Annotated in this window: 19 protein-coding genes and 3 pseudogenes; 8 read left to right on the forward strand and 14 right to left on the reverse strand. The window is 45.1% G+C overall.

What is annotated here, in order from left to right; translation table 11 throughout:
* Positions 1–113: 113 nt before the first annotated feature.
* Both TZ48_RS00325 and TZ48_RS00330 read right to left on the reverse strand, forming a co-directional pair.
* On the reverse strand, positions 114–701 hold the full coding sequence (locus TZ48_RS00325; protein ID WP_112477832.1) for a hypothetical protein: 588 nt from the start codon (positions 699–701) through the stop codon (positions 114–116).
* Positions 702–708: 7 nt separating this feature from the next.
* Positions 709–1,737 carry a helix-turn-helix transcriptional regulator gene (locus TZ48_RS00330; protein ID WP_112477833.1) on the reverse strand — a complete coding sequence of 343 codons (1,029 nt, stop codon included), beginning with the start codon at positions 1,735–1,737 and terminating at the stop codon, positions 709–711.
* Between the two features lie 163 nt (positions 1,738–1,900).
* Here TZ48_RS00330 and TZ48_RS00335 point away from each other — a divergent pair, with 163 nt between their 5' ends.
* The 3 genes from TZ48_RS00335 to TZ48_RS00345 are packed head-to-tail and all read left to right on the forward strand — an operon-like array spanning position 1,901 to position 3,528.
* Positions 1,901–2,287, forward strand: a complete 387-nt coding sequence (locus TZ48_RS00335) for a hypothetical protein (protein WP_112477834.1) — start codon at positions 1,901–1,903, stop codon at positions 2,285–2,287.
* Positions 2,288–2,347: 60 nt separating this feature from the next.
* Positions 2,348–3,193: a hypothetical protein gene (locus TZ48_RS00340; RefSeq protein WP_112477835.1), complete on the forward strand. Its 846-nt coding sequence runs from the start codon at positions 2,348–2,350 to the stop codon at positions 3,191–3,193.
* Between the two features lie 26 nt (positions 3,194–3,219).
* On the forward strand, positions 3,220–3,528 hold the full coding sequence (locus TZ48_RS00345; RefSeq protein ID WP_112477836.1) for a cyclic-phosphate processing receiver domain-containing protein: 309 nt from the start codon (positions 3,220–3,222) through the stop codon (positions 3,526–3,528).
* 250 nt (positions 3,529–3,778) lie between these two features.
* Here the strand turns inward: TZ48_RS00345 and TZ48_RS00350 are convergent, their stop codons facing one another.
* The 3 genes from TZ48_RS00350 to TZ48_RS00360 all read right to left on the reverse strand — a co-directional run bounded on the left by TZ48_RS00350 (position 3,779) and on the right by TZ48_RS00360 (position 7,461).
* Positions 3,779–5,953: a M9 family metallopeptidase gene (locus tag TZ48_RS00350; protein WP_112477837.1), complete on the reverse strand. Its 2,175-nt coding sequence runs from the start codon at positions 5,951–5,953 to the stop codon at positions 3,779–3,781.
* 280 nt (positions 5,954–6,233) lie between these two features.
* Positions 6,234–6,710, reverse strand: coding sequence for a hypothetical protein (locus tag TZ48_RS00355; RefSeq protein WP_112477838.1), 477 nt, complete (start codon positions 6,708–6,710; stop codon positions 6,234–6,236).
* A gap of 79 nt (positions 6,711–6,789) precedes the next feature.
* Positions 6,790–7,461: a Qnr family pentapeptide repeat protein gene (locus TZ48_RS00360; RefSeq protein ID WP_112477839.1), complete on the reverse strand. Its 672-nt coding sequence runs from the start codon at positions 7,459–7,461 to the stop codon at positions 6,790–6,792.
* A gap of 379 nt (positions 7,462–7,840) precedes the next feature.
* Between TZ48_RS00360 and TZ48_RS00365 the strand changes: the two are divergent.
* Positions 7,841–9,044: pseudogene (locus TZ48_RS00365) on the forward strand (multidrug effflux MFS transporter).
* Positions 9,045–9,085: 41 nt separating this feature from the next.
* Here TZ48_RS00365 and TZ48_RS00370 read toward each other — a convergent pair.
* A pseudogene (locus TZ48_RS00370) lies at positions 9,086–9,558 on the reverse strand (peptide-methionine (S)-S-oxide reductase).
* Between the two features lie 252 nt (positions 9,559–9,810).
* Here TZ48_RS00370 and TZ48_RS00375 point away from each other — a divergent pair.
* On the forward strand, positions 9,811–10,329 hold the full coding sequence (locus TZ48_RS00375) for a phosphoribosyltransferase (RefSeq protein WP_112477840.1): 519 nt from the start codon (positions 9,811–9,813) through the stop codon (positions 10,327–10,329).
* 42 nt (positions 10,330–10,371) lie between these two features.
* Here TZ48_RS00375 and TZ48_RS00380 read toward each other — a convergent pair whose 3' ends face one another.
* Positions 10,372–11,040: an NmrA family NAD(P)-binding protein gene (locus TZ48_RS00380; RefSeq protein ID WP_239670618.1), complete on the reverse strand. Its 669-nt coding sequence runs from the start codon at positions 11,038–11,040 to the stop codon at positions 10,372–10,374.
* 4 nt (positions 11,041–11,044) lie between these two features.
* Positions 11,045–11,233 carry a Rossmann-fold NAD(P)-binding domain-containing protein gene (locus tag TZ48_RS24545; RefSeq protein WP_239670619.1) on the reverse strand — a complete coding sequence of 63 codons (189 nt, stop codon included), beginning with the start codon at positions 11,231–11,233 and terminating at the stop codon, positions 11,045–11,047.
* 104 nt (positions 11,234–11,337) lie between these two features.
* Between TZ48_RS24545 and TZ48_RS00385 the strand changes: the two genes are divergently transcribed.
* The 3 genes from TZ48_RS00385 (at position 11,338) to TZ48_RS00395 (ending at position 14,416) form a co-directional block, all read left to right on the forward strand.
* A complete protein-coding gene (locus tag TZ48_RS00385) occupies positions 11,338–12,126 on the forward strand; it encodes a LysR family transcriptional regulator (RefSeq protein ID WP_239670620.1) in 789 nt (262 codons plus the stop codon).
* 271 nt (positions 12,127–12,397) lie between these two features.
* Positions 12,398–13,162 (forward strand): hydratase, encoded by a 765-nt coding sequence (locus TZ48_RS00390; RefSeq protein WP_112477841.1) that lies wholly within the window; start codon positions 12,398–12,400, stop codon positions 13,160–13,162.
* A 411-nt stretch (positions 13,163–13,573) separates the two neighbouring features.
* Complete coding sequence (locus TZ48_RS00395) at positions 13,574–14,416, forward strand: class I SAM-dependent methyltransferase (protein ID WP_112477842.1); 843 nt, start codon at positions 13,574–13,576, stop codon at positions 14,414–14,416.
* 61 nt (positions 14,417–14,477) lie between these two features.
* On the opposite strand, the gene TZ48_RS00400 is transcribed toward TZ48_RS00395, so the two are convergent.
* From TZ48_RS00400 to TZ48_RS00425, 6 genes and pseudogenes are all read right to left on the reverse strand, one after another.
* Positions 14,478–15,500: a hypothetical protein gene (locus TZ48_RS00400; protein ID WP_112477843.1), complete on the reverse strand. Its 1,023-nt coding sequence runs from the start codon at positions 15,498–15,500 to the stop codon at positions 14,478–14,480.
* A 92-nt stretch (positions 15,501–15,592) separates the two neighbouring features.
* Positions 15,593–17,230 carry a M12 family metallo-peptidase gene (locus TZ48_RS00405; RefSeq protein ID WP_162674423.1) on the reverse strand — a complete coding sequence of 546 codons (1,638 nt, stop codon included), beginning with the start codon at positions 17,228–17,230 and terminating at the stop codon, positions 15,593–15,595.
* Positions 17,231–17,418: 188 nt separating this feature from the next.
* A complete protein-coding gene (locus tag TZ48_RS00410) occupies positions 17,419–17,751 on the reverse strand; it encodes a hypothetical protein (protein ID WP_112477845.1) in 333 nt (110 codons plus the stop codon).
* 244 nt (positions 17,752–17,995) lie between these two features.
* Positions 17,996–19,000 carry a DUF6056 family protein gene (locus tag TZ48_RS00415; protein WP_162674424.1) on the reverse strand — a complete coding sequence of 335 codons (1,005 nt, stop codon included), beginning with the start codon at positions 18,998–19,000 and terminating at the stop codon, positions 17,996–17,998.
* Positions 19,001–19,153: 153 nt separating this feature from the next.
* Positions 19,154–20,746: an alkyl hydroperoxide reductase subunit F gene (ahpF, locus tag TZ48_RS00420; RefSeq protein ID WP_112477847.1), complete on the reverse strand. Its 1,593-nt coding sequence runs from the start codon at positions 20,744–20,746 to the stop codon at positions 19,154–19,156.
* Positions 20,747–20,964: 218 nt separating this feature from the next.
* Positions 20,965–21,142, reverse strand: a pseudogene (locus TZ48_RS00425) (peroxiredoxin); the annotation flags it as partial.

Consider the following 21,142-nt stretch of genomic DNA (forward strand, 5'->3'; position numbering starts at 1 on the left):
CCAACATTTCTATTATTGAAAGCTCATGCAAAGCAAGTTTTGTTATCGTATCGACATGCATATTGGCGACAGCTAACGTTTGCCGCCATTCGTCTGGGTGAGGCTATTATCGTTTACTCGCTACAATTTTTCTTGAAGTCGAAAAAAGAGAAGCGGTTGTTTGAAGTACACCACCCTACAAGTAAGTAATGGCTCGGGACTCGGGTTTCATAAATGGTCGCAGCCTTTTGTAGCGCCCGAAAAGTTGTTTCAACCTCAACTTCAGTTTTGACCTGAAAAACCATGATCTTGTATCTAGATTCAGCCTGAAGCAGCTTGTTGAAATCATACATGAAGCTTTGATCAGAAACTTCAATTTCCATAGTAAGAGCAACGCGTTTCAAGTGGTTATGATCATCGAACTCACGCCAAACGAAGTCATATAGCCATTCACCTGCGTTTGTTTTGTAGGATGGTCGTGATTTAAAACCCAATCGCTCTCCCTCGTCTCGAAATCTATGTTTAATGGCGGCATTTTTTGCAGGACTTTTCCAGATCTCTCTCTTCCATTGACTTTCATCTCCCTTTGCTTTGGCTTTAGCTTTCTTTTCCTGAATCGCATTATCTTGAATATCAAGAAACCACTGTTTAAATTGAGTTACCATCTGAGTATCCTCCGGTAACGTCATGCTTTCAGGTGTCTTGAGTTTGATGGTGTCCATATATCCTCTATTTATAGTTGTCCAAAGAGCGTTTTAGTCTCTTAAATACATTATTTCTTAGTTCGCTCGGCGCCTCACAAACCACATCTTGGCTAAACTTGAGTATCCAACTTATCAAGTCGTAGGTGGGGTAACATGAAAAAGTCACTTTCCACCATGTATCATCGTACTGTTCCAAAACTTGATCTTGCGCAAGCTTATTGTGTGTCACGACATCTAATGCGTAACCCTTTACCTTCAGTACAATCTCCTCAACTTTGTCTCCAAGTAGCCAGCCAGTCGGATTTTTCGCAAAGTAGTCTTCAATGGAAAACGACGTTGGTGTAGTTATGTCCAAATACACCTTCTCAGCACATGAAATCCTGTGGAATAAAAAAAGTTGAGGCGTTTCAGGAGTTATATCTTTCGTCGCCACTAGGTAGTGACTTTGATCTCTGATTATCAAACCTAGTGGGTTAAGGATATAGTCTTTGATTCGCTCTGAACTATCTGATTGATATGAAATTTTTATTTGCTCTTCATTGAGGACGCAATCATAGATTACCCTTCTATGCTCCTCATCGATGTGATGCTCATCATAGATTAGTGGGTAACTATCAGAAACGACATATACCTTGCTTTTCCAGTTTGAGAACAAGTGCCTTGAGGACAATTTGGCATCGGCTTTGTTATACCATTCTTCCAGCTTGTCAGACATATTTAGTGGAACAGCCTTACGAAGTAGTTTTTGCGATAGCACAAGAAGGAACGCTTCGGATGCAGGTACAAGATCTATTACATCTGACTTTTTGATAGCTCTAAACCAACGTCTTAGACCAAACTCGTCATCTTCGAAATCCAATGCTGCCCAATCAGCAAGTTTTTCAAGATCTCTTTGAACAGTTCTTTTGGAAATCTCATAACCTTCATCAAGTAAAGCTTGATGGATTGCTGCAGTTGTTAAGCCTCGTTGAGGGTAAACAGGTATGCGATCAACCATAACTAAGTTTCTTAAAATAGCACTCTTCCTTCTACGCTCTTGAACTACGTCGCTCATACTGTGGCCTAACCCTAATTATTTTTGCATATTATTTAGTATGTTAGGTAATGTTACGTCGACAGGCGTCACGTAATGTCGCGCCCATATACATCAATGAGACATTAGATGTCGTTCAAGTCGCTATCCTGAATGTTAATAAAAGCATTGGTGATTATGTGACATGAAAACACGAGAACAAGTTGTCTTAGAAATACTCGATATCTATCCAAAGCTGATGGATGCCAAGGGCTTCATTTTCTTTGGCAGCCTTCAAGAAAAGCCACCATACGAAATGGCGACCTATTGTAGTTGGCGTCTAATCCATGAGGAAGGTGCTGAATATCGTATAGCTAGGAAATCGATTGGCTATTTTTTAGATTCATTGCTGGAAAACATCAGTGTATTGTCTCCTCGACCTCATGGGTATTTAAAGATTGATAGCTCGGGAATTTCTTTACATTGGGTGACAAAAGATATTGTAGATACGATGTTAGATAATATAGATAAGGTGTCTAAACTTGACTGCTACAGAATAGCCACTTCACATGCTCCTCATATAGCGATGTGACATTAGATGACGCAATTACCTCTACTCTGATTGTTTCAGGTAGAATGAGGAAATAAACGCATGCTCGAATCCGAAGAAAGGTCATTCAATCACATAAACAATTGGACATCTGAGTCGATCAAGAAATTCGCAAATAGACTAGCCGTTATACTGGCAATAACAGAAAATATGCGTCACAAGTATAAATCAAACAGTAGTAAATCTGTTGGTTATGATGTCGAGTGCGATCCTATCCGAGTACATTGCTTGAATAAACGCGGAGAGTGGATTGGAATTAGTGACTGTCTCTCTTACAGGAAGTCTACCCTTGATATATTTGCCAATGAAGATTGGGATGACCTTCGCCGAGATCGAGGTTGTCCTACCTGTTACCCTCTTCATGATCTTGAATCACACTGGAGATATCCAATATTCAGAGGCGGTCTTCATTTTGAACCCCTTGATATTAATGAGCTGCAACTTCACGTGACCGTTAGGCGGCAAGCTTTTTTCCCCTTCTCACCAAATTCAGAGTACTCAACTTTTCTCAATCAACTACTGGAAGCAGAGCATTGGCTGTTAGAACAGTGGTTAGTTCCGGAGGAACTTAAGGGGCTTAAGACAGCCCCTCCTGAGTTTAGTGTTAATGTGATGCAAAATAAATATTCAGAGACCTATGGGGTAGACGACGTTCTGATAGAACTAGGCGACTTTCAACTTAGAGATTTACAGTCTGGTTTTTTAATGAAAAGGAGGCTTGATAAGCCATCTTTGATTCCAACGCATGGCTTCTTAGATTCTTTGTTTATGCATAAACTACTCAAAATGGATATTTATCACAAACTTGAAGAGGCCGACATGATTTGGGTTGAGATAGAGAACAAACTAATTTGGAAGTCTGTCGTAAATCAACCATTCTCGGATTAAATGTTTCTATTGATTACGGTGATCATATGAAAGTATACCTTGATGATGAAAGAACAGCTCCCGAGGGATGGAAGCGAGTATATTGGCCCGAAGAGGCTATAGAGTTACTTCAGTCTGGAGAGGTGGAAGAAATTAGCTTAGATCATGATCTTGGAGATGATACGCTCGGGACTGGCTACGATGTCGTCGTGTGGATAGAAGAACAGGTAATTGTAAACCGTTTCAAACCACCAAAAATACTAGTACATTCTGCCAATAGTTCAGCTCGTATCAAAATGGAAATGGGAATAAGTAATATCTACGCCAATGCCGTTCGAGATTTGAGAAGTACATGAATATGCCAGTTCAAATTAACGCTTTTTCAAGATGGTAAAAGGAGTTTTTGCAAACTGCTTACCAGTTTGCCAACAGGCAGCATTACTAATGGAATTCCGAAAGGCTAGAGTGTCTTAGCAGTCGTAACTCGGAAATGTCCAAAAGTTTGTTAAAAATCGCTAAATCTTTTTGTGCGTGGCGCATAGCGGTCTACCCCATAGAAAAAATCCCAGCCACACCACCGCTGGGATTCATCCATTCTCACAATAACTAACGTCGACATTCAGTCGTATCGAGTTCAACAATCAGCGATGCACCACTATACTCGCCCGATACCTGAATATAGCCCCAATAGTTATCTTGCTTATCCAGTACAATACACTCGCCATTGCCAAGCTGCGAAGAAACCACGTCGGAAGCCGAGCCTGTCGGCCAACCTTGGTTGTTATAACGAAGCGTTAAATCGCCACTACCGTGTCCGGTGGAAATCACAACACTGCTACTAGCATTGACCGCTTCGACACTGAGCCACAGCGGGGCACTTGAAGAGAGGCAAATCGCCTCACCCGCCGTTACGCGGCCGCTGCCTGTCGCGTTTTTACCCGTACACACATCAGGCACTGGGATGCCGCCCACCAGTTGCTGTGTCCACTGTTCAAATTCATTTTGATATTGCACTGCCCACTGATTGACGTGACCTTTGTAAGCAGCCCAATCACCGCGTCTGGTTTCCACCAGCATATGTGCTAAGTCTTCTTTATGGCGTTCAAACATAAACCTTACCGCCAAGTAGCCCCAACGATAGATTCGGTCGACATCAAACCCGTCATAGGTGGTTTCAAATATCTCTTGTAAGGTGAACGCGCTGCCATCGGCAATGGTGTCCAGCGCAGCTTGGTTATCGTTTTGTTTTGAGATGTACTCTGCAACCCCCTCACTCCACCACACCACTTTTTCCGTCGGTGTCGAGAAGTTGCCATATAAATCAAAACGGCCATCTAGGTAGTGCACATACTCATGCTCTAGGTTCCAGATAAAATGATCCGGGTTAGCATAGCTCGCCTCATAGGCAATAAAGTTTGGCACATTGCCCGGCACCGACGGGTCCCCTTCTAGATACATGCCCCCGTTGTTTGTATCGATACCAAAGATGGGCCCCGCGTACTTGCGGTAATCATCACTGGAGTTGAAGATATTGACTTGAAGCTGAGTGTTGTAATCATCAGCAACAGGCTGATTGCCAGTTTCTAGCTCAAAGTGAAAATGTGTTTCTTCAAAGCCCATCTTGTCACATGCAGCTTGCTGCTGAGTAAGGGTCAGATCTTGAGAGAGAATACGAATTGTATCGCTACAGGTGTAATTTTGACTCAATACTAGGCTTTTAAGCTCGGTTTCAAAACCGCAGATGCCATACTCGGCACAATCCGCATAGTAGCTCGCAACATCCGCAGCAGCGAGCCACACTGCATCCCCGTTGCCATACATGGTGTATTGGTCAAACAGGACGGTAAGCTCTGATGTCACAACAGGAGCGATGGCCGTATTGGTGTACTGCGTCATACGCGCCAATTCTCGGCCGGCATTAACGGCCATAAATTCGGAGGAAGAATTGAGCTTAGATTTGTCTTTTGCAAACGAGGCCAGATTGCGCGCCAAAGATTCTCGCCCAGCAATAGCAGTTTTAAAGGCACTGCTCCACTGGCCACGATACAAAATAGTGAAAATACCATTGACGGCATCGCGCATATTCCAGTGCTGAGCATAATCATCATTCCAGCGAGTTAACCACTGCTCGATAACGTCTAAGTATTCATGTTGTAGGCTAGCGCTGTCCATGGTGGTGATCACTTCTGCCAATACTTTGCCGTGCGCATCATTGCTGGCATAGAAATGTGTGTTGGCCACAAAGGTATCGACCGCTTCTTTAACTGCTGTCGTCACCCAAGAAGTGAAACTGACGCCATCGTTATAAAACTCAGCGTAGTAGCCTGCACGCAAATACAGAAACAACGCTTCCAGCTCAGTGCTACCGGTTCCAGAATAGGTTTTAGCCAGCTCAGTGGCATGTTTGGCGACGTAATACATGTTGTTTGAACTGAAAGCGTCGATTTGAGTTTGGCTGTCAGCGGAGAACAAGTCATTCACGCACCCGGCACCTTGGGTTTTCAGCTCATTGATAAGGGTTTGGCTGTTTGATGTCGCGAAAGAGGACACATCGCACTCAACCGCAGCTTGGGCGCTGAATGTCATCACTCGTGGCTGCGGATTGATGGTGGTTGCCCGCTCTTGAGACGGGCCGGTATCGAGATTGCCATCATGGTCATCACTTTCATGAGCGTGATGGTGGTCGGCATCAATGACTTGAGGTACTGGCGCTGTATCCGCCAGCGCAGAGAAACTAACCAAGGACGCTGCCAAGGCCAGAGAAAGTTTGTTCAATTCCATTTATTTTTGTCTCTTTGGTCTAATTGTGTAAGCAAGCTGCGATTTGCTATTGTTTCCAATAGTCATTTCTGCAAATAGGATTTTTTGCAAATAGCAATCGTTTCAAAGTGCGCATTAAACCGCACTGAAACACTCACCAAACTAGACACCAACCTCAGAATCAGAAACATTTTATTAACATCACGCTAATTTGGTTTCAGATCCTGGAACCGGTAGAGTCAAAATATGATTTTATAAAATATACATTCTTCTATTGGTTAATTTAGGCTAGCAATCACAATCAGTTAGCGCGCCGCGTACATTGGGTTTGCTCGCCATCGACTTCTTTAAGCGTCATCGTGGTCGCCGATAGCTCAACCACTTCCGTGGTCAGCTGTTGGTACTCTCGTAGTGCCTCTGCCAAAGGCTCAGATAACTCATTGCCATTGGAATTGGCCGTGGCCATACTCAGCACCTCAAAACGCTCCGTCAATATTGTCCCCTCTAATTGCCAACTGCCTCCCGTGACGAGCTCAACCTTAACCGCGCCTTTGCCTGTCGTCACAGGGTAATTTAAGAACACCCGACCACTAAACTCGCCATTCTCCCCATACGCGACATGCACCTTGGATTTGATATCCGTTAGCTTATATTCACACTGCCATGCTCCGGCGATATTCTGTGGCGTAATAGCAAGCGCTTGCTCCGTTTTGCTTTCTGGCTGACTGCAAGCCGCCAACGCCAACGCGGTGATTCCCGCGATTATCACTCTTTTCATTTTGCATCCTTGTACTAGACCGATTGTCACTATAATTGTAGTTAATCCATTGTTTATTGGGTGACTTGCTTAAAGGCTATTAGGCTGGCATCACAATTAACCCGAGAGGCTCAAGTAACTGCGCTTGCTGCCAGTCACAGATCTTTACTCCGGTTAAATCGATGCGTCTTGGATCGAGTCCCTCTAGATCCACATGGCATAGATCCGCACCTTGGAGGCGACATTGATGCCAGCAATCAGGCGAAAATACGCCGCGACTTAAATCGGATCCTTTCAGCGACGCACCTTGCAAATTTGCGCCAATCCAACGATTCTCAAACAAATCACATTTCTCGATAGTTTGACGCTCAAAATTGGCGTAAGACAAGTTACAACCGGTAATAAACACGGAACAAAAGTACACGGTGTGGCTGACTTGGTTAGCAAATCGCGCTCTCACAAAATTAGCGCCTTTGAGGTCACACTCTCTAAACTCAGCGCCAAAGCAATCCGCTCCTTCAAAATTGCTCATCGCCAACTGACAGCTCTTGAAACTGGCATCCTTGAGGTTAGCGTAAACGAAGTGACAGCCTTCCAAGTCGCTACGATCAATAAACTTACAATGCTCGAAGCTCGCATCAGATAAGTCAGCCCGAGAAAAGTCACATTGGTAGAACTGGCAGTTGGAGAACGAAGACTGCGATAAATCCTGCCGTGAAAAGTCGTGTTGATGAAAGGTTTTGTCTTGGTAGTGCGAATGACTTTGATACATAGTTTCTCGATATATTTGCTGTTGCCTCAAATGGCACTGTGTTCCTCACGATTGATTTACGGAGCATAACATTGAGGGCAAGCTGAAACTAATAATAAATACCCATTAAAAACAACAATTTAAATACACCCAAAATAGCCAATTTAAGAGGTCATTTCAGCACGCTAACCCCAATAAAATTCGATGAGCGCACGCTCATATCAAAAAAATAATTTAGAGCCGGAGAGAGCGATAGATAAGCTTTTCAATCCGTTGGTTGACTTAACCATGAATAACGATAGAATTAGTTGACTTAGTCAACTAACTTTCCTTTCGCAACCCTAGTTGACGCATGCGTTCTATCGCTCTTCAATACATTCTCAACTTGAAGGATTTAAGCTTGAAACAACCTCAACCCGTACTGGGGTCAAAAGGAACCCTATTTTTCCTCGTCATTATCAGCGCCTTTCCCCTCTGACGATTGATTTGTACCTGCCTGCCCTGCCCACTATGGTCGATGCCTTTGATACCACCGAGTCCATGGTCAACCTGACATTAAGTAGCTATTTCATCACCTACGCCGTTGGTCTTCTGTTTTGGGGACCACTAAGTGAAAAGTTTGGCCGCAAGCCCATTTTGCTGGTTGGTATTGGTAGCTATATGCTGGCTAGTATCTTATGTGCGCTTTCTGGCAGCATTGAACACCTTATTGCTTCGCGCGTTTTACAAGCCTTTGCGGGAAGCGCCATCACCGTAGTATCGACGGCCATCGTTAAAGATATGTTCGAAGGCCGCGAGCGCGAGCGCATCATGGCCACCATTATGTCGCTGGTGATCATTGCCCCTATGGTAGCCCCGTATTGGGGGCATTTTTGCTGCAAATCGCTTCTTGGCGCATGATGTTTGTTACGCTCGCGATTTTTGGTGCGTGTGCATCACTATTAGCGTTTTGCTACAAAGAGACCTTGGAAAGCCGCTACACAGGCTCATTAGTGCGCTCTTGGACTCGTCTTGGTGTCGTGATTCAAAATCCGCGCTTTGTGATTTTGTTGTGCGTTTTCTCCATCGCTCCTATGGCCTTGATGGGTTTTCTCGCAGCGGGCTCTTACATCTACATCAACGAGTTTGGGCTAACCGAGCAGCAGTTTAGCTACTTCTTCTCATTCAATGCCATCGTCGCCTCTTTTGGTCCGACCATATATATGAAGCTTTCACGCCACATCGCCGTACAGAACGTTATCTCTGGATGTTTTGCGGTATTGGTTGCGGTAGGCGTAATGACTCTGAACTTTGGTGATACATCGCCTTGGGCATTTGCGTTACTGTGCGCCCCTGCGACACTCATGGTGATCATGATGCGCGTACCAGCAACCAACCTAATGCTTGATCAGCAAGACAAGGACACCGGCTCCGCGGTCGCATTAATTCAGTTCTTCGCCATGATTTGTGGCTCAGCAGGTATGCTGTTGGTATCGATTCGACCAGAGTCTCTGATTGCCAACCTCGGCACGATTCAATTTTGTATTGGCGTGTTTGGCGGCTTGATGTGGCTGATGGTGAGAAATCGCGGTTTTGTTGTCGACAAGCTTGTGAAGGCGCGTTAACCAGTAAAGGGGCGCTCGCCCCTTTTAAAATGTTCCGCCAATTAGCCCTTGTACTTATGCAGTAACTTTTTAGGAATGTGGCAATAATCATTCGGATGTAGCGTCAATCGATCTTGATGCTCTTCATCGCTCTTCACGTAATTGCTAAGAGGCAGTACCTCGACCGCAATTTTATCGGCATCTGGACGCGCTGCGATATACTGCTCAGCAAGCTCAAGATGCTTCGGATTCACACTGTAAACTCCAGTTCGGTATTTGAGTCCTACGTCCTCACCTTGCTTATTGAGGCTATAGGGTCGATGATTTCAAAAAAGAACGCCATCAACTGCTCTACGCTCACTTTATCTGGGTCAAACTCAGTGAGTACACACTCAGCATAGCCGTCGTAGTCGCTTGCTGTGGTATCAGTTGTGCCATTGGCTCTGCCAGCTTGGGTTTTTGCCACCCCTGGTAAGTGGCGCATGAACTCTTGTACGCCCCATAAGCAGCCACCAGCAAAGTAGATCTTTTCCATCTTGTATCGCACCTAAAACACTCTCGAAGGCTGGCAAGGTAACACAGTTTAAAGAGAGATGGGACTATGCTGACAAGGTCTAACAGGAATTCAAAGTACTCGGTCGCTAAATCAAGGCCGGATATGAGATGTAGTCAAAGATTTTGATTCAAACTCCAGCAAAGCGTACGAAGACAAATGATCTCGGTGCTAGGATATCAAGACATAAATGTATGCCGCATTATAGGAATCGCGGCTCAATGGAGAAACACTATGCGTAATCGGCATTTAGGCGAGGTCGTACTGAGTGAAGCGCAGATCCAAGCTGGCACAAAGACAGTCGCAGAGCTTATCAACCAACAATTCAAAGAGGTAGTGGTCATCTCTGTGGTACCGGGCGGTATCTTGTTCACCGCTGATCTAGTAAGACAGCTGACGATTGAAGTGAGTATGGATACCATCTCATGCCCTCATACACCAGGTGATCGCAATAACATATCCGAGATTGTTTATCATCAGAATATCGAAATTGAAGGCAAAGATGTCATCATTATTGATGATGCCATTGAGTCCGGCGGCACAATGAAACGCCTGGTTGAGTACCTATCAGCTAATTGTCAACCGAAATCTCTGTCTATCGCGACGCTGTTTGTCAAACCGGGCAGAGTTGATATTCCATTCCCGCAGCTTTATGCCTATGAGATGGAAAACGACGACTTACTCGTCGGTTACGGTCTGCCTTGGAATGACAAGCTAAGAAATGTGCCTTATGTCTCTAAGCTTGTAAAATAACCAAAGTACAGAGGGGCATGTGTTGCCCCTTTGTTTTGTCCTTTACTTTTCAATGACTGCGGCGAACTCTTCTGCAAATGCTCTGAAGGTTCTTGGCTTTTGACCCGTCACTCGCTCTACCGTATCTGTAACGGTCGCATAATGACCTTCTGCAAACCACGCCATGATTTCTGCGAGTTTCTCTGCCGCCCAGTCATCCATACCGGCCTCTTTCATTGCAGCTTCAGCCGCTTCTTTTGGCACATCAACATACTCAATTTGCTTACCAGATACCTCTGTTAGCACCTCAGCTTGCTCTGCAAACGTTAACGATTCAGGCCCAGAGACCAGATAAGTTTGATTTTCATGGCCAGGCTGAGTCAACGCAGTCACAATCACCGCTGCCACATCACGAATATCAACAACACTCTGTTTCGCTTGCGCTAAAGGCAAAAAGAACTGCCCCATCGCATTGATGGTCGGCAAGCTACCAAAGAGATTCTGGAAAAAAGAGTTTGGTTGAACGATGGTATACGCAATACCCGAATCCTTGACCATGTCATCGGTTACAACATGGGTGCGAATAATTTCTGAGCCAGCATCCGCTTTTGCGCCCATACCAGAGAGCTTAACAATGAGCTCAACCCCTGCCACTTTCGCTGCGGCGATGGTGTTTTCAATCCACTGCTTGTTGCTCGCGTGAGCGGGCATAGCTACATAGATTTTTTTCACACCTTCAAGCGCCTTTCGTCATTGTTTCAACATTGTCGTAGTTACTAACGCGAACCTGATTTGGGTTTAGGTCTAGCTTGCTAGCTGCATCAGCGCTACGCGCCATCACACCAAAATCTGCTCCCACCTCTTTTAGCTGCTTAACGACTTCTGAGCCTGTGTTGCCTGTTGCGCCTAATACTAGAATTTCCATCATAAACCCCTTGGTTCTTATGTTAGTTTCACCGGTTAAGCAGCGTACTGCCTTGGTATGGATTTACTATAGCTAAACCCATAAACATTGATTAGAGGGTTAAAATGAACTTTACTATCCCTTATTTGGATAATAAGAATCAAACCGGAATGAAAGAACTTTCAGCACTGCCTTTATTCGCTAAAGTCGTGGAACTCAATAGCTTCGCTAAGGCTGCGCGACAACTGAATGTACCGACGACCACGGTCAGTCGAAAGATCCAGCAACTAGAGCATGATCTGGGAGGGAAACTTCTTAACCGCTCAACCCGATCACTTTCTCTAACCGAACTTGGCACACAAGTCTTACCCAAAGCACAACTGATCGCCGACACAGTTTCGGAGCTCTATAGTGATGCTGAAGAAATGGCAAACCAACCTATCGGAACCTTGACAGTTTCTGCGCCAAAGGCACTCAGCCAAGATTTGCTAGCACCTATGCTGGCAGAGTTTCGAGCTCGCTATCCCACAATTCGCATCAACCTTGCCTCATCAAACCGGTTTCAAGATCTCACCAAACAAAGTATCGATTTTGCTTTTAGACTTGGTCCTCTGCATGACTCAAACCTTGTCGCACTAACCCTTTCTCCGGTTAAATATGTACTCGCCGCATCAAAGGCGTTTTGTGCCAAATATGGAGAACCTTCTCACCCTCTAGACCTTTATCAACTGCCCTGTATTCGAAATCATGTGGAAGGCTACTTTCTACCTTGGCGCTTTGCTTACCGAGGTGAAGAGGTGGAGATCACTAGCCAATCGGATATGATTTCCGATGATTTTACTGTGACAAAAGCCCTCGCACTTAATCATGCAGGCATCTGCTATCTACCTACTCCTTGTTGCGCGATGAGTTGAACACAGGCGATGCCAAAGCACAGCTTGAGCCTTGGGTTCCGCAAGAGAGAACCATGTTATTGGTCTACCCAGACAAACGACATTTACCGCTTAAGTCTCAGTTATTTATTGAGTTCATAAGAGAAAAGCGCGAGGAATTTAGAGAGAAACTGTCAGGGATTTCCCAAACTCAAAGCGGTGAGTGATGGGCATCTCATTCACCAAGCGAGACTACTATCCAATCACTTAAAAATCCGCTATTATCGTTCGAAATCCAAATAGGTGATATTGTATGACAAGTAATTTTAAGTTAGCTGCCTCTGAGCTACTAAGACGCCGAGTGCCGGGCACGAAAGCGCCACGTCTTAATGAAACGCACCGCCCAAAAACACTCGACGATGCGCTGCAAATCCAATCATCAATGATTGATCTCCACAGTAACAAGGTGGGTGGCTGGAAGTGTTTACTTCCTCTCGCAGACGATAAGTTTGTCGTTGCGCCAATTTTTGCCGACAGTGTACAAACTGGTGATATGTGTCAGCTGTTTGCAGACAACGAGGTTGCACGAGTCGAACCAGAAATCGCCTTCGTACTCGACAAAGCGCTGCCCGCTAGCCCTGAAGGCTATAGCGAAGAGCAAATCAATGATGCTATCGGCTCCTGCCATATGGCGCTAGAGCTCATGCAGTCACGCTTTGCGGACGACAGCGGGGCTGAATTCTATGAAAAACTCGCTGACTGTCTGGTAAACCAAGGGCTGTTTATTGGGCCGGAACTCCCTCGCGAAAAAGCATTTGATGCAGCTAGCATCAACATTACCGTCTCCCAAGATGACGACACGCAAACCTTCGCCGGTGAGCATCCCAATAAACTGGCTCAAACGCCAATTTACTGGCTAATCAATACCATGACTCGTCGTGGTGTTGACTTCCAGGCCGGTGAAGCCATCATCACAGGTTCTTACTGTGGCATCGTTGAAGTGGCCTTTGATAAACCAACTACGATTCAGTATGAAGGCTTTGGTGAATACCAAGTAACATTTAAGGCTAAAGGTTAAGCCCTAAATGGTTTGAAAGCACGCAGCTCCCGCGGAGTTGCGCGCTTCACAACCCAACGATCCTCTTCTTCTCAATAGCTCTCCTCATCAGGGTGCCGATGTTACCCTATCATTAATGAGTCACAATTTGTGTTTCCTGACTGCTCTGGCACCGAATGCTTCACCGACAAAGGTTCTTTGCAAATCATGGGAGTTGAATCAACTTACTCAACCGCACTCAATCATTTGCTGTCCACCAAATTTACTGATAAATTCCCGCTGAAATTTCATCACACAGCAAGGAGGACCTTCCAATGATTCGTTTTCTATCTACTACTTTATTTCTGCGTCCTTGCGCGTTGTTAGGCTAATCATCCTACCTAACAATCCTGTAAGGACGACACACTAACTTATTGTCGGAATTACAAAAACATGTTCAAAAATCTGAACGATGCTACTGAAAAACCACAGGTTTGGTCAGCCTACACTGCCGATCTGCTGTGGACAGATGCACATATTGCCAAACAGATGCTCGCGTTTCACCTAAACCCTGATATCGAAGCAGCATCGCGTTCATTCGCATTCATCGATGAGTCTGTTGACTGGTTAGTTAACGAGTTTGGTCTAAATGCGTCTTCCAAAACCATCGACTTTGGTTGCGGCCCTGGACTTTATACTCAACGGCTAAAATCACGTGGTATTGGCACGGTTGTGGGGTTAGATTTCTCTGAAAACTCTTTGCGTTATGCCAAGCAACAGGCAGAGCAAGCAGGGCTGGAGATTGAGTATCGTCTTGGCAACTACCTTGACCATAAAGAAATAAGAACGTTTGATTTGATCACTATGGTGATGTGCGACTTCTGCGCTTTAAATCCAACACAGCGCTCGTCGTTACTAGCTAAGTTCAAGTCGATGCTTGCACCAAATGGGTCTATTGCTCTCGATGTCTACACGACATCCAGGTTTGCTAACCAGACCGAGTCAGTGACGCTCGACAAGAACACAATGAACGGTTTTTGGAGTGCTAAAGACTATTGGTGCATCCAATCCAATTTCACTTATCAAGATGAAAAAGTGACGCTGGACAAATACGTGATCTATGAAGAAGAAAGTGAAAAAACCGTATATAACTGGCTGCAGCACTTCTCACTTGATCAGATCGAAGCGGAACTTGAGCCTCATGGGTTAGCAATCAAGGCAAGCTACAGCGACCTACGTGGTAAACCGCTTGTAGAGGCGGATGAGATGGCGCTAGTGATTGGACACCAGAGTTAACTAAACAAAAACGTACGTTACATACTGTAAACTCACCTAATAGCCTACCTTGGCTCATAATCTAAGACCAGGTAGGCTCCGGAGTACTTTGTATCAAGCCTTTTTCTAATGTCCTACGACGACGAACTCCCACTACCGAAAACGCGGCAAGGCCAAGCCCCAAAAGTCCCTCAAGGCCAATTGCGCCGCCGCCACTACCGCTACCTCCGCCCCCAACTTCAGGCGTTGGCTCAATCTTTTTCGGCAACACAATATCAAATGAGAGCGGATACCAGTCGGATAATTCACTGGTTTGAAAGCTAATAGCAATACTCAACGTTTCACCTTCTAAGTCTTCAGAAAAACGGGCTTGCAAGTCAATGACGTTATTCTTCGCATCAACTCGCTCAGACGCAAAGTTTAGCCCTGAAGATTGGTCAATCACTGCGGATGAAAGCTGCTGATTACCTGTTAATTGAATACGACATAACCTTTCTTCCCCAATCTCACAGCTATGAACAATAATTGGTGAGGCGTGTTTGACAACTTGAATCTCTTTTTCTGAGAAGTCTTGATTGGATATAGTCACGGCATAATTACCAGCCTCGAAATGGCTGAAGTCTAGGATTGCCTTTCCCCCACTTTGTTTAATGTTCAATTCTTTACCAGCGACCTCGACTCGATAGCCATCGAAATGGTTAATGTCGCCTAGTACGAACTCGAACTCTGCTGGTGCTAGTGATACATAGTCTACATCAACCAAAATAGGTTCTTTACGTAGCAAATGGCGGATATCGAAATTCACTGTGGTTTTACTCACCACCTTCTCATAAGTCTCGCCCATCCAGCTTAGCGAAGGCTCTGTAATCAGTAGCTCTACCGGAATGGCTTTCGCGTGAAATAGCCAGCGCTCATAACCATATTTTTCCATCACGCGACCAGCGAGATCATCGGCAAGCTTTTGAGTGAGTTCTCGTTCTGAGTACTTAGATGTCGCACTCAAATGAACTCCATCGCTCTGCACCTCAATCGAGATATCAAAGTAGTTATTCAGCCAGTCTAATTGACGATGATCCGTTTCATTGGCCAAATCGTCATAGTTCACCGCTGTAGAAGACCTCAAGCAACTGTAACCATTTGGATCTGGCTCGATACAGGGGGCCAAAGAAGACACTAAATACAATTTGGAATCTTCACTTAAAGGGCTGACAACCCTACCTGAGCGAAAGGCGCGTTATTAATTTGAGGCACATAGGTATTACTTGCATCCGATACAATATTAGATGCTTGCTTTGTCGGTACCAGGACAGAACCTAACACCGACTTTCTTACCCCTTCCGCACCTTCAATCTTGTACATCCCTATCACGCTGACACACTCTCGATAGTTATCATCAAGAGTGACATCAACATAGTTATTATCCGTAACGGTGACAACACCACTCTCGTAGTCATACTCATCGGGAAAATCGAGTCGATCGCAATCGTAACTACGATAAATCTCGTAAAGACCCGATACATCAGGCCACTCCACACGATAGCCGTCCGAATTTTGAGACAATGAGAGAGACTGCATATCGTAACGCTGATGGATCATGTCTTGCTCGGCGATTCGTAAAAATGCCGCCATATCCGCACTGTCTTCCGCACCAGCAGCACGGCCGAGATCAATTCCATGAAGTTTTTTCGAGTTCGAAAAGCTGACTACCGCTTCACAATAGCTGTCTGCTGTTTCCCAACATGATGAATAGTAGGCCATGATGCTATAAAGGCTTTCTGAAGGGTTAATATAGCCATAGTTAATGGCACCAAAATGATGTTCACCGCCAGCTCCCCAACCACCCGTCTCTAGGGTATGTCTATCGTGATTTGCTCCTAAATTGTGCCCGGTTTCATGAGCACTCACGCGGCCATTACCAATAGCATTTGCCTTCACTAAATTAAAGTACGGAGGATCACTGAAGTAATCAGGGCGGTTGATGTTGTCTTCGTCATACCCTAAACCACTGTAAGCTATCCCTCCCCAGCCACTGTTTAGGTTGTTATCGGTAATAATCTGCACTACATCAATAGCATTGATTGCGATAAGACGTGATACTTCAGGTATTGCGCGTACAGCTTCCCTTGTTTCGATGGTTCCAGACTCTTGAGGAAAATCAAAATCAGCGAATATAAGGCGATTTTTGATCCCTTTTTTCATATCTGTTTCATTAAAAGCTCGTTCAGCATTCACCAGATCTGCTTGCAATAGTTCTCTAGCTACAGCGACATTCTCAGGTGTTACCTCACTATCCCCAGTCAAATAACGGACGGTGGAATGATCGAATACCACTATTTGATGAACTGTATCGCGCTTAATTGGTGGTGCAGGTAAGGATTGATCTGCTTGAGTGAAAGATTGATAGTCGGGAGAAAAATTACGAGATCTCGATTGTGCTTGCGTATAGTGGACAATATTATCTTCAATTAGATGTGGCCGAACTCGCGACCGCACCGAATAGTCGTCATTTCTCCAAGTCACGGTGTAAGTCACTTGCTTCCAATGCAACTGCGCCACCAGCTTATCGCCCACTAAAGCAATTGAACTAAGGTTGTTGTCCTTCTCACCCTGATATTTGAGAGCGCCGACAAGACGATTACTTTTGCGATCTAACACTTCAAACTGCATCTGCTTCATCGCTATGGATGGTAAGTCAACGACTGTTGGAAGCTCAGCAAAGCCGTTTTCCAGTTCATGCCATGACTGATGTGCAAAAGTACTAAAGGAGCATAGCGCAAGGATACTCGTGCTAGCTACCTTAATTAACGTAAATAGCCGGGACTGTTTTAATTTCATTATTGACATCCATTTCCGAATTATCGTTATAGTAAGTTCATTCACTACGACTTACTTGGATGCCAATGTATCACTAGAAAAGTAAATTTTATAAAGTTAACATTTCTATTTGAGGGTGAGATATCAATAACTTTTGAAGAGTATGAGATATGCAGCCCACCAAACATGAGCTGCACTTAATGACTTAGTTATTTATCATGGGAGAGCGTTGATAGGTAGTCAATGAACTCCAACGGCCCTAACTCTTGAAGCTCACTTTTTAGTTCAACTTTAGGCAAAGAGTAGTATTGAGCGACTCTTTCATTTAACCCACTATTTTCATTACTCTCTCCTTTCGCTAAGAAATCCCAACCATAAAACTGAGGAGTATTAAGAATTGCATAATCTTCAACGATTAGCGGTTCGGTACCAGTATGTGCTAGTGCAGGCAGAGTGACTCTCTCCAGCTCTACTTTGTATAGGCCATAGGTAGCAAGAGATACATAGAATAAACCTAGCGAGTAAATAGGAGCGAAAACCAAAAGCGTGTTTCTTTTGCTCCAGTATGTGGTCACCAGCATCGTGATAATGAGAGCCGAAAGGTAAGTGGCGAAAAAGTATGCTCGTCTGGTGGGGAACCACTTATAACATAGACAGAAATATCAACAAGCAGCAACACACTAATCAATGAAATGAATAAAAGTGTCTGAGCGTAGGCATTTCGCTGAGGCTTAAGGATAAGAATAGATGCTATGACTGCGGACAAAATGCCATTGGCGACCAGAATTACAGCTCCGAGTGCATCCCCTGCCATTGTACCTTCAACAATAAGCAAGGCCAGTAGTAGGACGATGACAGAAGCATAACCCAACCCAACCGAGAACGATATGTTTGCAATTCGGCTTTTTTGAGTACACCAAACGAGTATGACACGACTATCAATGAGGCCAGTGCTACCACGTAATTCGTTTTAAACATTGACTTGCCGATGTTAAGTAAGGCATAGGCAAAAAAGTCCGGAGCCTGTGCGGAAAACAACCAACCAATGAGTTCGCCTGCACCGACATTATCTGCTTGTCCTGCTCTAGCTTGGGTGCCCGGTGCAAAATACAACACTATAAATCCAGCGATAAAACTCACGGACAAGGCAACGTAGCGCCAATTCCACTCTCTCTTTGTTGCGATAATGGAGCTGATGAATGCGGCATGAATGACTAAACCCACCGCTCCCATATCAAAGCTACTCATACCCGCAAAAAAGCCTAAGATACTGATGGCAACTACTGAACCCACCGAGGCACGATCAAACCAAGTTGTTTGCCCTGCTACATAATATCTCACCAATACGAAATGGCCCAAAAACAGACTCAGCGAGAGGGCATAATTGAGTGCGCCTGCCCGCCACAAGAAAACGGCGCCAAAGATAGAGCCTAGCATCAATATCGTAAGCATCACTAATATCGACAAGGAGTGACTGGTTGACGAAGGTTTCCTCACATAGAGGATCTGATAAGTAAAGTAGAAAATGGAGGCGAAAATCAGAGTATTGAAAATACTGTATGTAACACCATTTAGCCAGTCACCTAGCAACAATAGTAATAACTCACCAGTACGAGCATTCCAGGTCATAAATGAGTGCACCGCCGCCTGCAGTCCTCCTACATTCTCAGAGGCCATTAAGTGACCAAAATCATCAGAAACTAGAGGGAAAAACAGGTTTAATACAAAGAAATACAATGTCAGGCAAATCAGAGCCTTTAAAAAACTAAACGGATTATTAGAAGAAAGCATGAAGCACCAAAATTAAACACTTTATTGGAAGAATTATTACACAGCCCCCATTAGAACTACAGGCAAAGAATGGCTCAACATCACTTGCTCGCCTTTGTTGGACAAAAAAGCCGCCTCAACCGAAGGCGGCAAACTGGAGTTTATCTTATAGAGTTAGGCCAATTCCTGCTCTTTCACTGGCGCTGGGTTGCGAATCAAGAAATCAAACGCACCCAAGCTTGCTTTCGCACCTTCGCCCATCGCGATGATGATTTGCTTGTAAGGAACGGTCGTTACATCACCCGCCGCAAATACGCCTTTCATGCTGGTTGCGCCATGGGCATCAACTTCGATTTCACCGCGTGGTGATAGCTCGACTTTTGTCCCTTTTAGCCATTCACTGTTTGGCACCAGACCGATTTGAACAAAGATACCCGCAAGCTCGATTTGCTTGATTTCATCTGTGTTGCGATCTTTGTACTCAAGACCTGTCACTCGCGTGCCATCACCCAGAACTTCTGTGGTTTGAGCCATCGTGATGATATCGATGTTTGGCATGCTGTTCGCTTTGTCGATAAGCACTTGGTCTGCACGTAGTACATCCGCAAATTCAAGAACCGTAACGTGCTCAACAATACCTGCTAGGTCGATCGCCGCTTCAATACCTGAGTTACCGCCACCGATAACTGCTGTGCGCTTGCCTTTGAATAGTGGACCATCACAGTGTGGGCAGTAGGCCACGCCTTTGTTGCGGTACTCTTGCTCACCCGGGACGTTCATTTCGCGCCAGCGTGCACCCGTACTTGTGATGACAGAGCGAGCTTTTAGCACTGCACCGCTTTCTAGTACCACGTGGGTGTAACCGTCATCGGTATCTTCCGCGTCAATGATATTCGCCGCGCGCTGCTCAGTGATGACTTCAACGCCGTATTCTTTGACGTGCTCTTCTAAACTTGCCACCAGCTTAGGACCTGTGGTCGCTTTGACTGAAATAAAGTTCTCGATTGCCATTGTATCCATCACCTGACCACCAAAGCGCTCCGCGACCACGCCAGTGCGGATCCCCTTACGCGCTGCATAGATAGCGGCTGAAGAGCCAGCAGGACCACCACCGACAACCAACACATCAAACGGCGCGGTTTCATTTAGCTGATTGGCTTTTTTCTCCGCGGCCCCTGTGTCGACTTTATTTAGAATTTCATTCAGTGACATACGGCCTTGGCCGAACAGTTCACCATTAATGAACACGCTTGGCACTGCCATGATGTCGCGCTGCTTCACTTCATCTTGGAATGCTGCACCGTCGATCATAGTAACGTTAACCAGCGGGTTAATGGCTGCCATCATATTGAAGGCTTGAACCACTTCTGGACAGTTTTGGCATGATAGAGAGATAAAGATCTCTACATCTAGCGGTGAGTTTAGTCCTGCGATTTGCTCAATGGTTTCAGCTTCTAATTTGATTGGGTGACCACCTGTGTGCAATAGCGCTAGCACAAGTGACGTAAATTCGTGACCCATTGGCAGACCGGCAAAACCAATAGCGGTGCCCTTCTCTGGGTTGACAACGCGCATGACTGGCTTGCGCGGGCTTGCAGCATCGTCGCGTACGACGTCAATTTTGCTGCTAAGTGATGCGATGTCATTAGCAAGAGATTCGATCTTGCTTGCCGTATCACTGTCATCAAGGCTGAGAACCAATTGAACTTGGGTTTTAACGTTTTCTAGATACGCTTTTAATTGCTGCTTCATTGCTTGATCTAACATACTGATACCTATTCTATAAGACTGCTTAACATCAGAAGGAATTTAAAAAGGGATAATTAAAAAAGGGGACCCTTTTGATGTTGATTTAATAATATATTTAAAGGGTGCACGCCCCCACTTTTACAAGCCAATGGTAGAAGCCATAAAAGTGACTGCGGGGCGTGCAACACGGACACGAATGCCGTTTATTGCTGCGTTTGGTTAAGCTCTAAGAGCGTTTAGATTTTGCCTACTAGGTCTAGAGATGGCGCGAGTGTTTCTTCACCTTCTTTCCATTTCGCTGGGCAAACTTCACCTGGGTTAGCTGCTACGTATTGGGCTGCTTTCACTTTACGCATTAGGTCTTCTGCGTCACGGCCGATGCCTTCTGCAGTGATTTCCATTGCTTGGATTACG

The organism is Vibrio variabilis (assembly GCF_003263785.1).
GTDB lineage: Bacteria > Pseudomonadota > Gammaproteobacteria > Enterobacterales > Vibrionaceae > Vibrio > Vibrio variabilis.

Coding starts and splice junctions, on each gene's coding strand:
- TZ48_RS00345 (WP_112477836.1), top strand. CDS start 3,220: ATGAAAGTATACCTTGATGATGAAAGAACAGCTCCCGAGGGATGGAAG.
- TZ48_RS00360 (WP_112477839.1), bottom strand. CDS start 7,461: ATGTATCAAAGTCATTCGCACTACCAAGACAAAACCTTTCATCAACAC.
- TZ48_RS24545 (WP_239670619.1), bottom strand. CDS start 11,233: ATGGAAATTCTAGTATTAGGCGCAACAGGCAACACAGGCTCAGAAGTC.
- TZ48_RS00330 (WP_112477833.1), bottom strand. CDS start 1,737: ATGAGCGACGTAGTTCAAGAGCGTAGAAGGAAGAGTGCTATTTTAAGA.
- TZ48_RS00385 (WP_239670620.1), top strand. CDS start 11,338: ATGAACTTTACTATCCCTTATTTGGATAATAAGAATCAAACCGGAATG.
- TZ48_RS00335 (WP_112477834.1), top strand. CDS start 1,901: ATGAAAACACGAGAACAAGTTGTCTTAGAAATACTCGATATCTATCCA.
- TZ48_RS00395 (WP_112477842.1), top strand. CDS start 13,574: ATGTTCAAAAATCTGAACGATGCTACTGAAAAACCACAGGTTTGGTCA.
- TZ48_RS00350 (WP_112477837.1), bottom strand. CDS start 5,953: ATGGAATTGAACAAACTTTCTCTGGCCTTGGCAGCGTCCTTGGTTAGT.
- TZ48_RS00375 (WP_112477840.1), top strand. CDS start 9,811: ATGCGTAATCGGCATTTAGGCGAGGTCGTACTGAGTGAAGCGCAGATC.
- TZ48_RS00355 (WP_112477838.1), bottom strand. CDS start 6,710: ATGAAAAGAGTGATAATCGCGGGAATCACCGCGTTGGCGTTGGCGGCT.
- TZ48_RS00340 (WP_112477835.1), top strand. CDS start 2,348: ATGCTCGAATCCGAAGAAAGGTCATTCAATCACATAAACAATTGGACA.
- TZ48_RS00390 (WP_112477841.1), top strand. CDS start 12,398: ATGACAAGTAATTTTAAGTTAGCTGCCTCTGAGCTACTAAGACGCCGA.
- TZ48_RS00415 (WP_162674424.1), bottom strand. CDS start 19,000: ATGCTTTCTTCTAATAATCCGTTTAGTTTTTTAAAGGCTCTGATTTGC.
- TZ48_RS00405 (WP_162674423.1), bottom strand. CDS start 17,230: ATGAAATTAAAACAGTCCCGGCTATTTACGTTAATTAAGGTAGCTAGC.
- TZ48_RS00325 (WP_112477832.1), bottom strand. CDS start 701: ATGGACACCATCAAACTCAAGACACCTGAAAGCATGACGTTACCGGAG.
- ahpF (WP_112477847.1), bottom strand. CDS start 20,746: ATGTTAGATCAAGCAATGAAGCAGCAATTAAAAGCGTATCTAGAAAAC.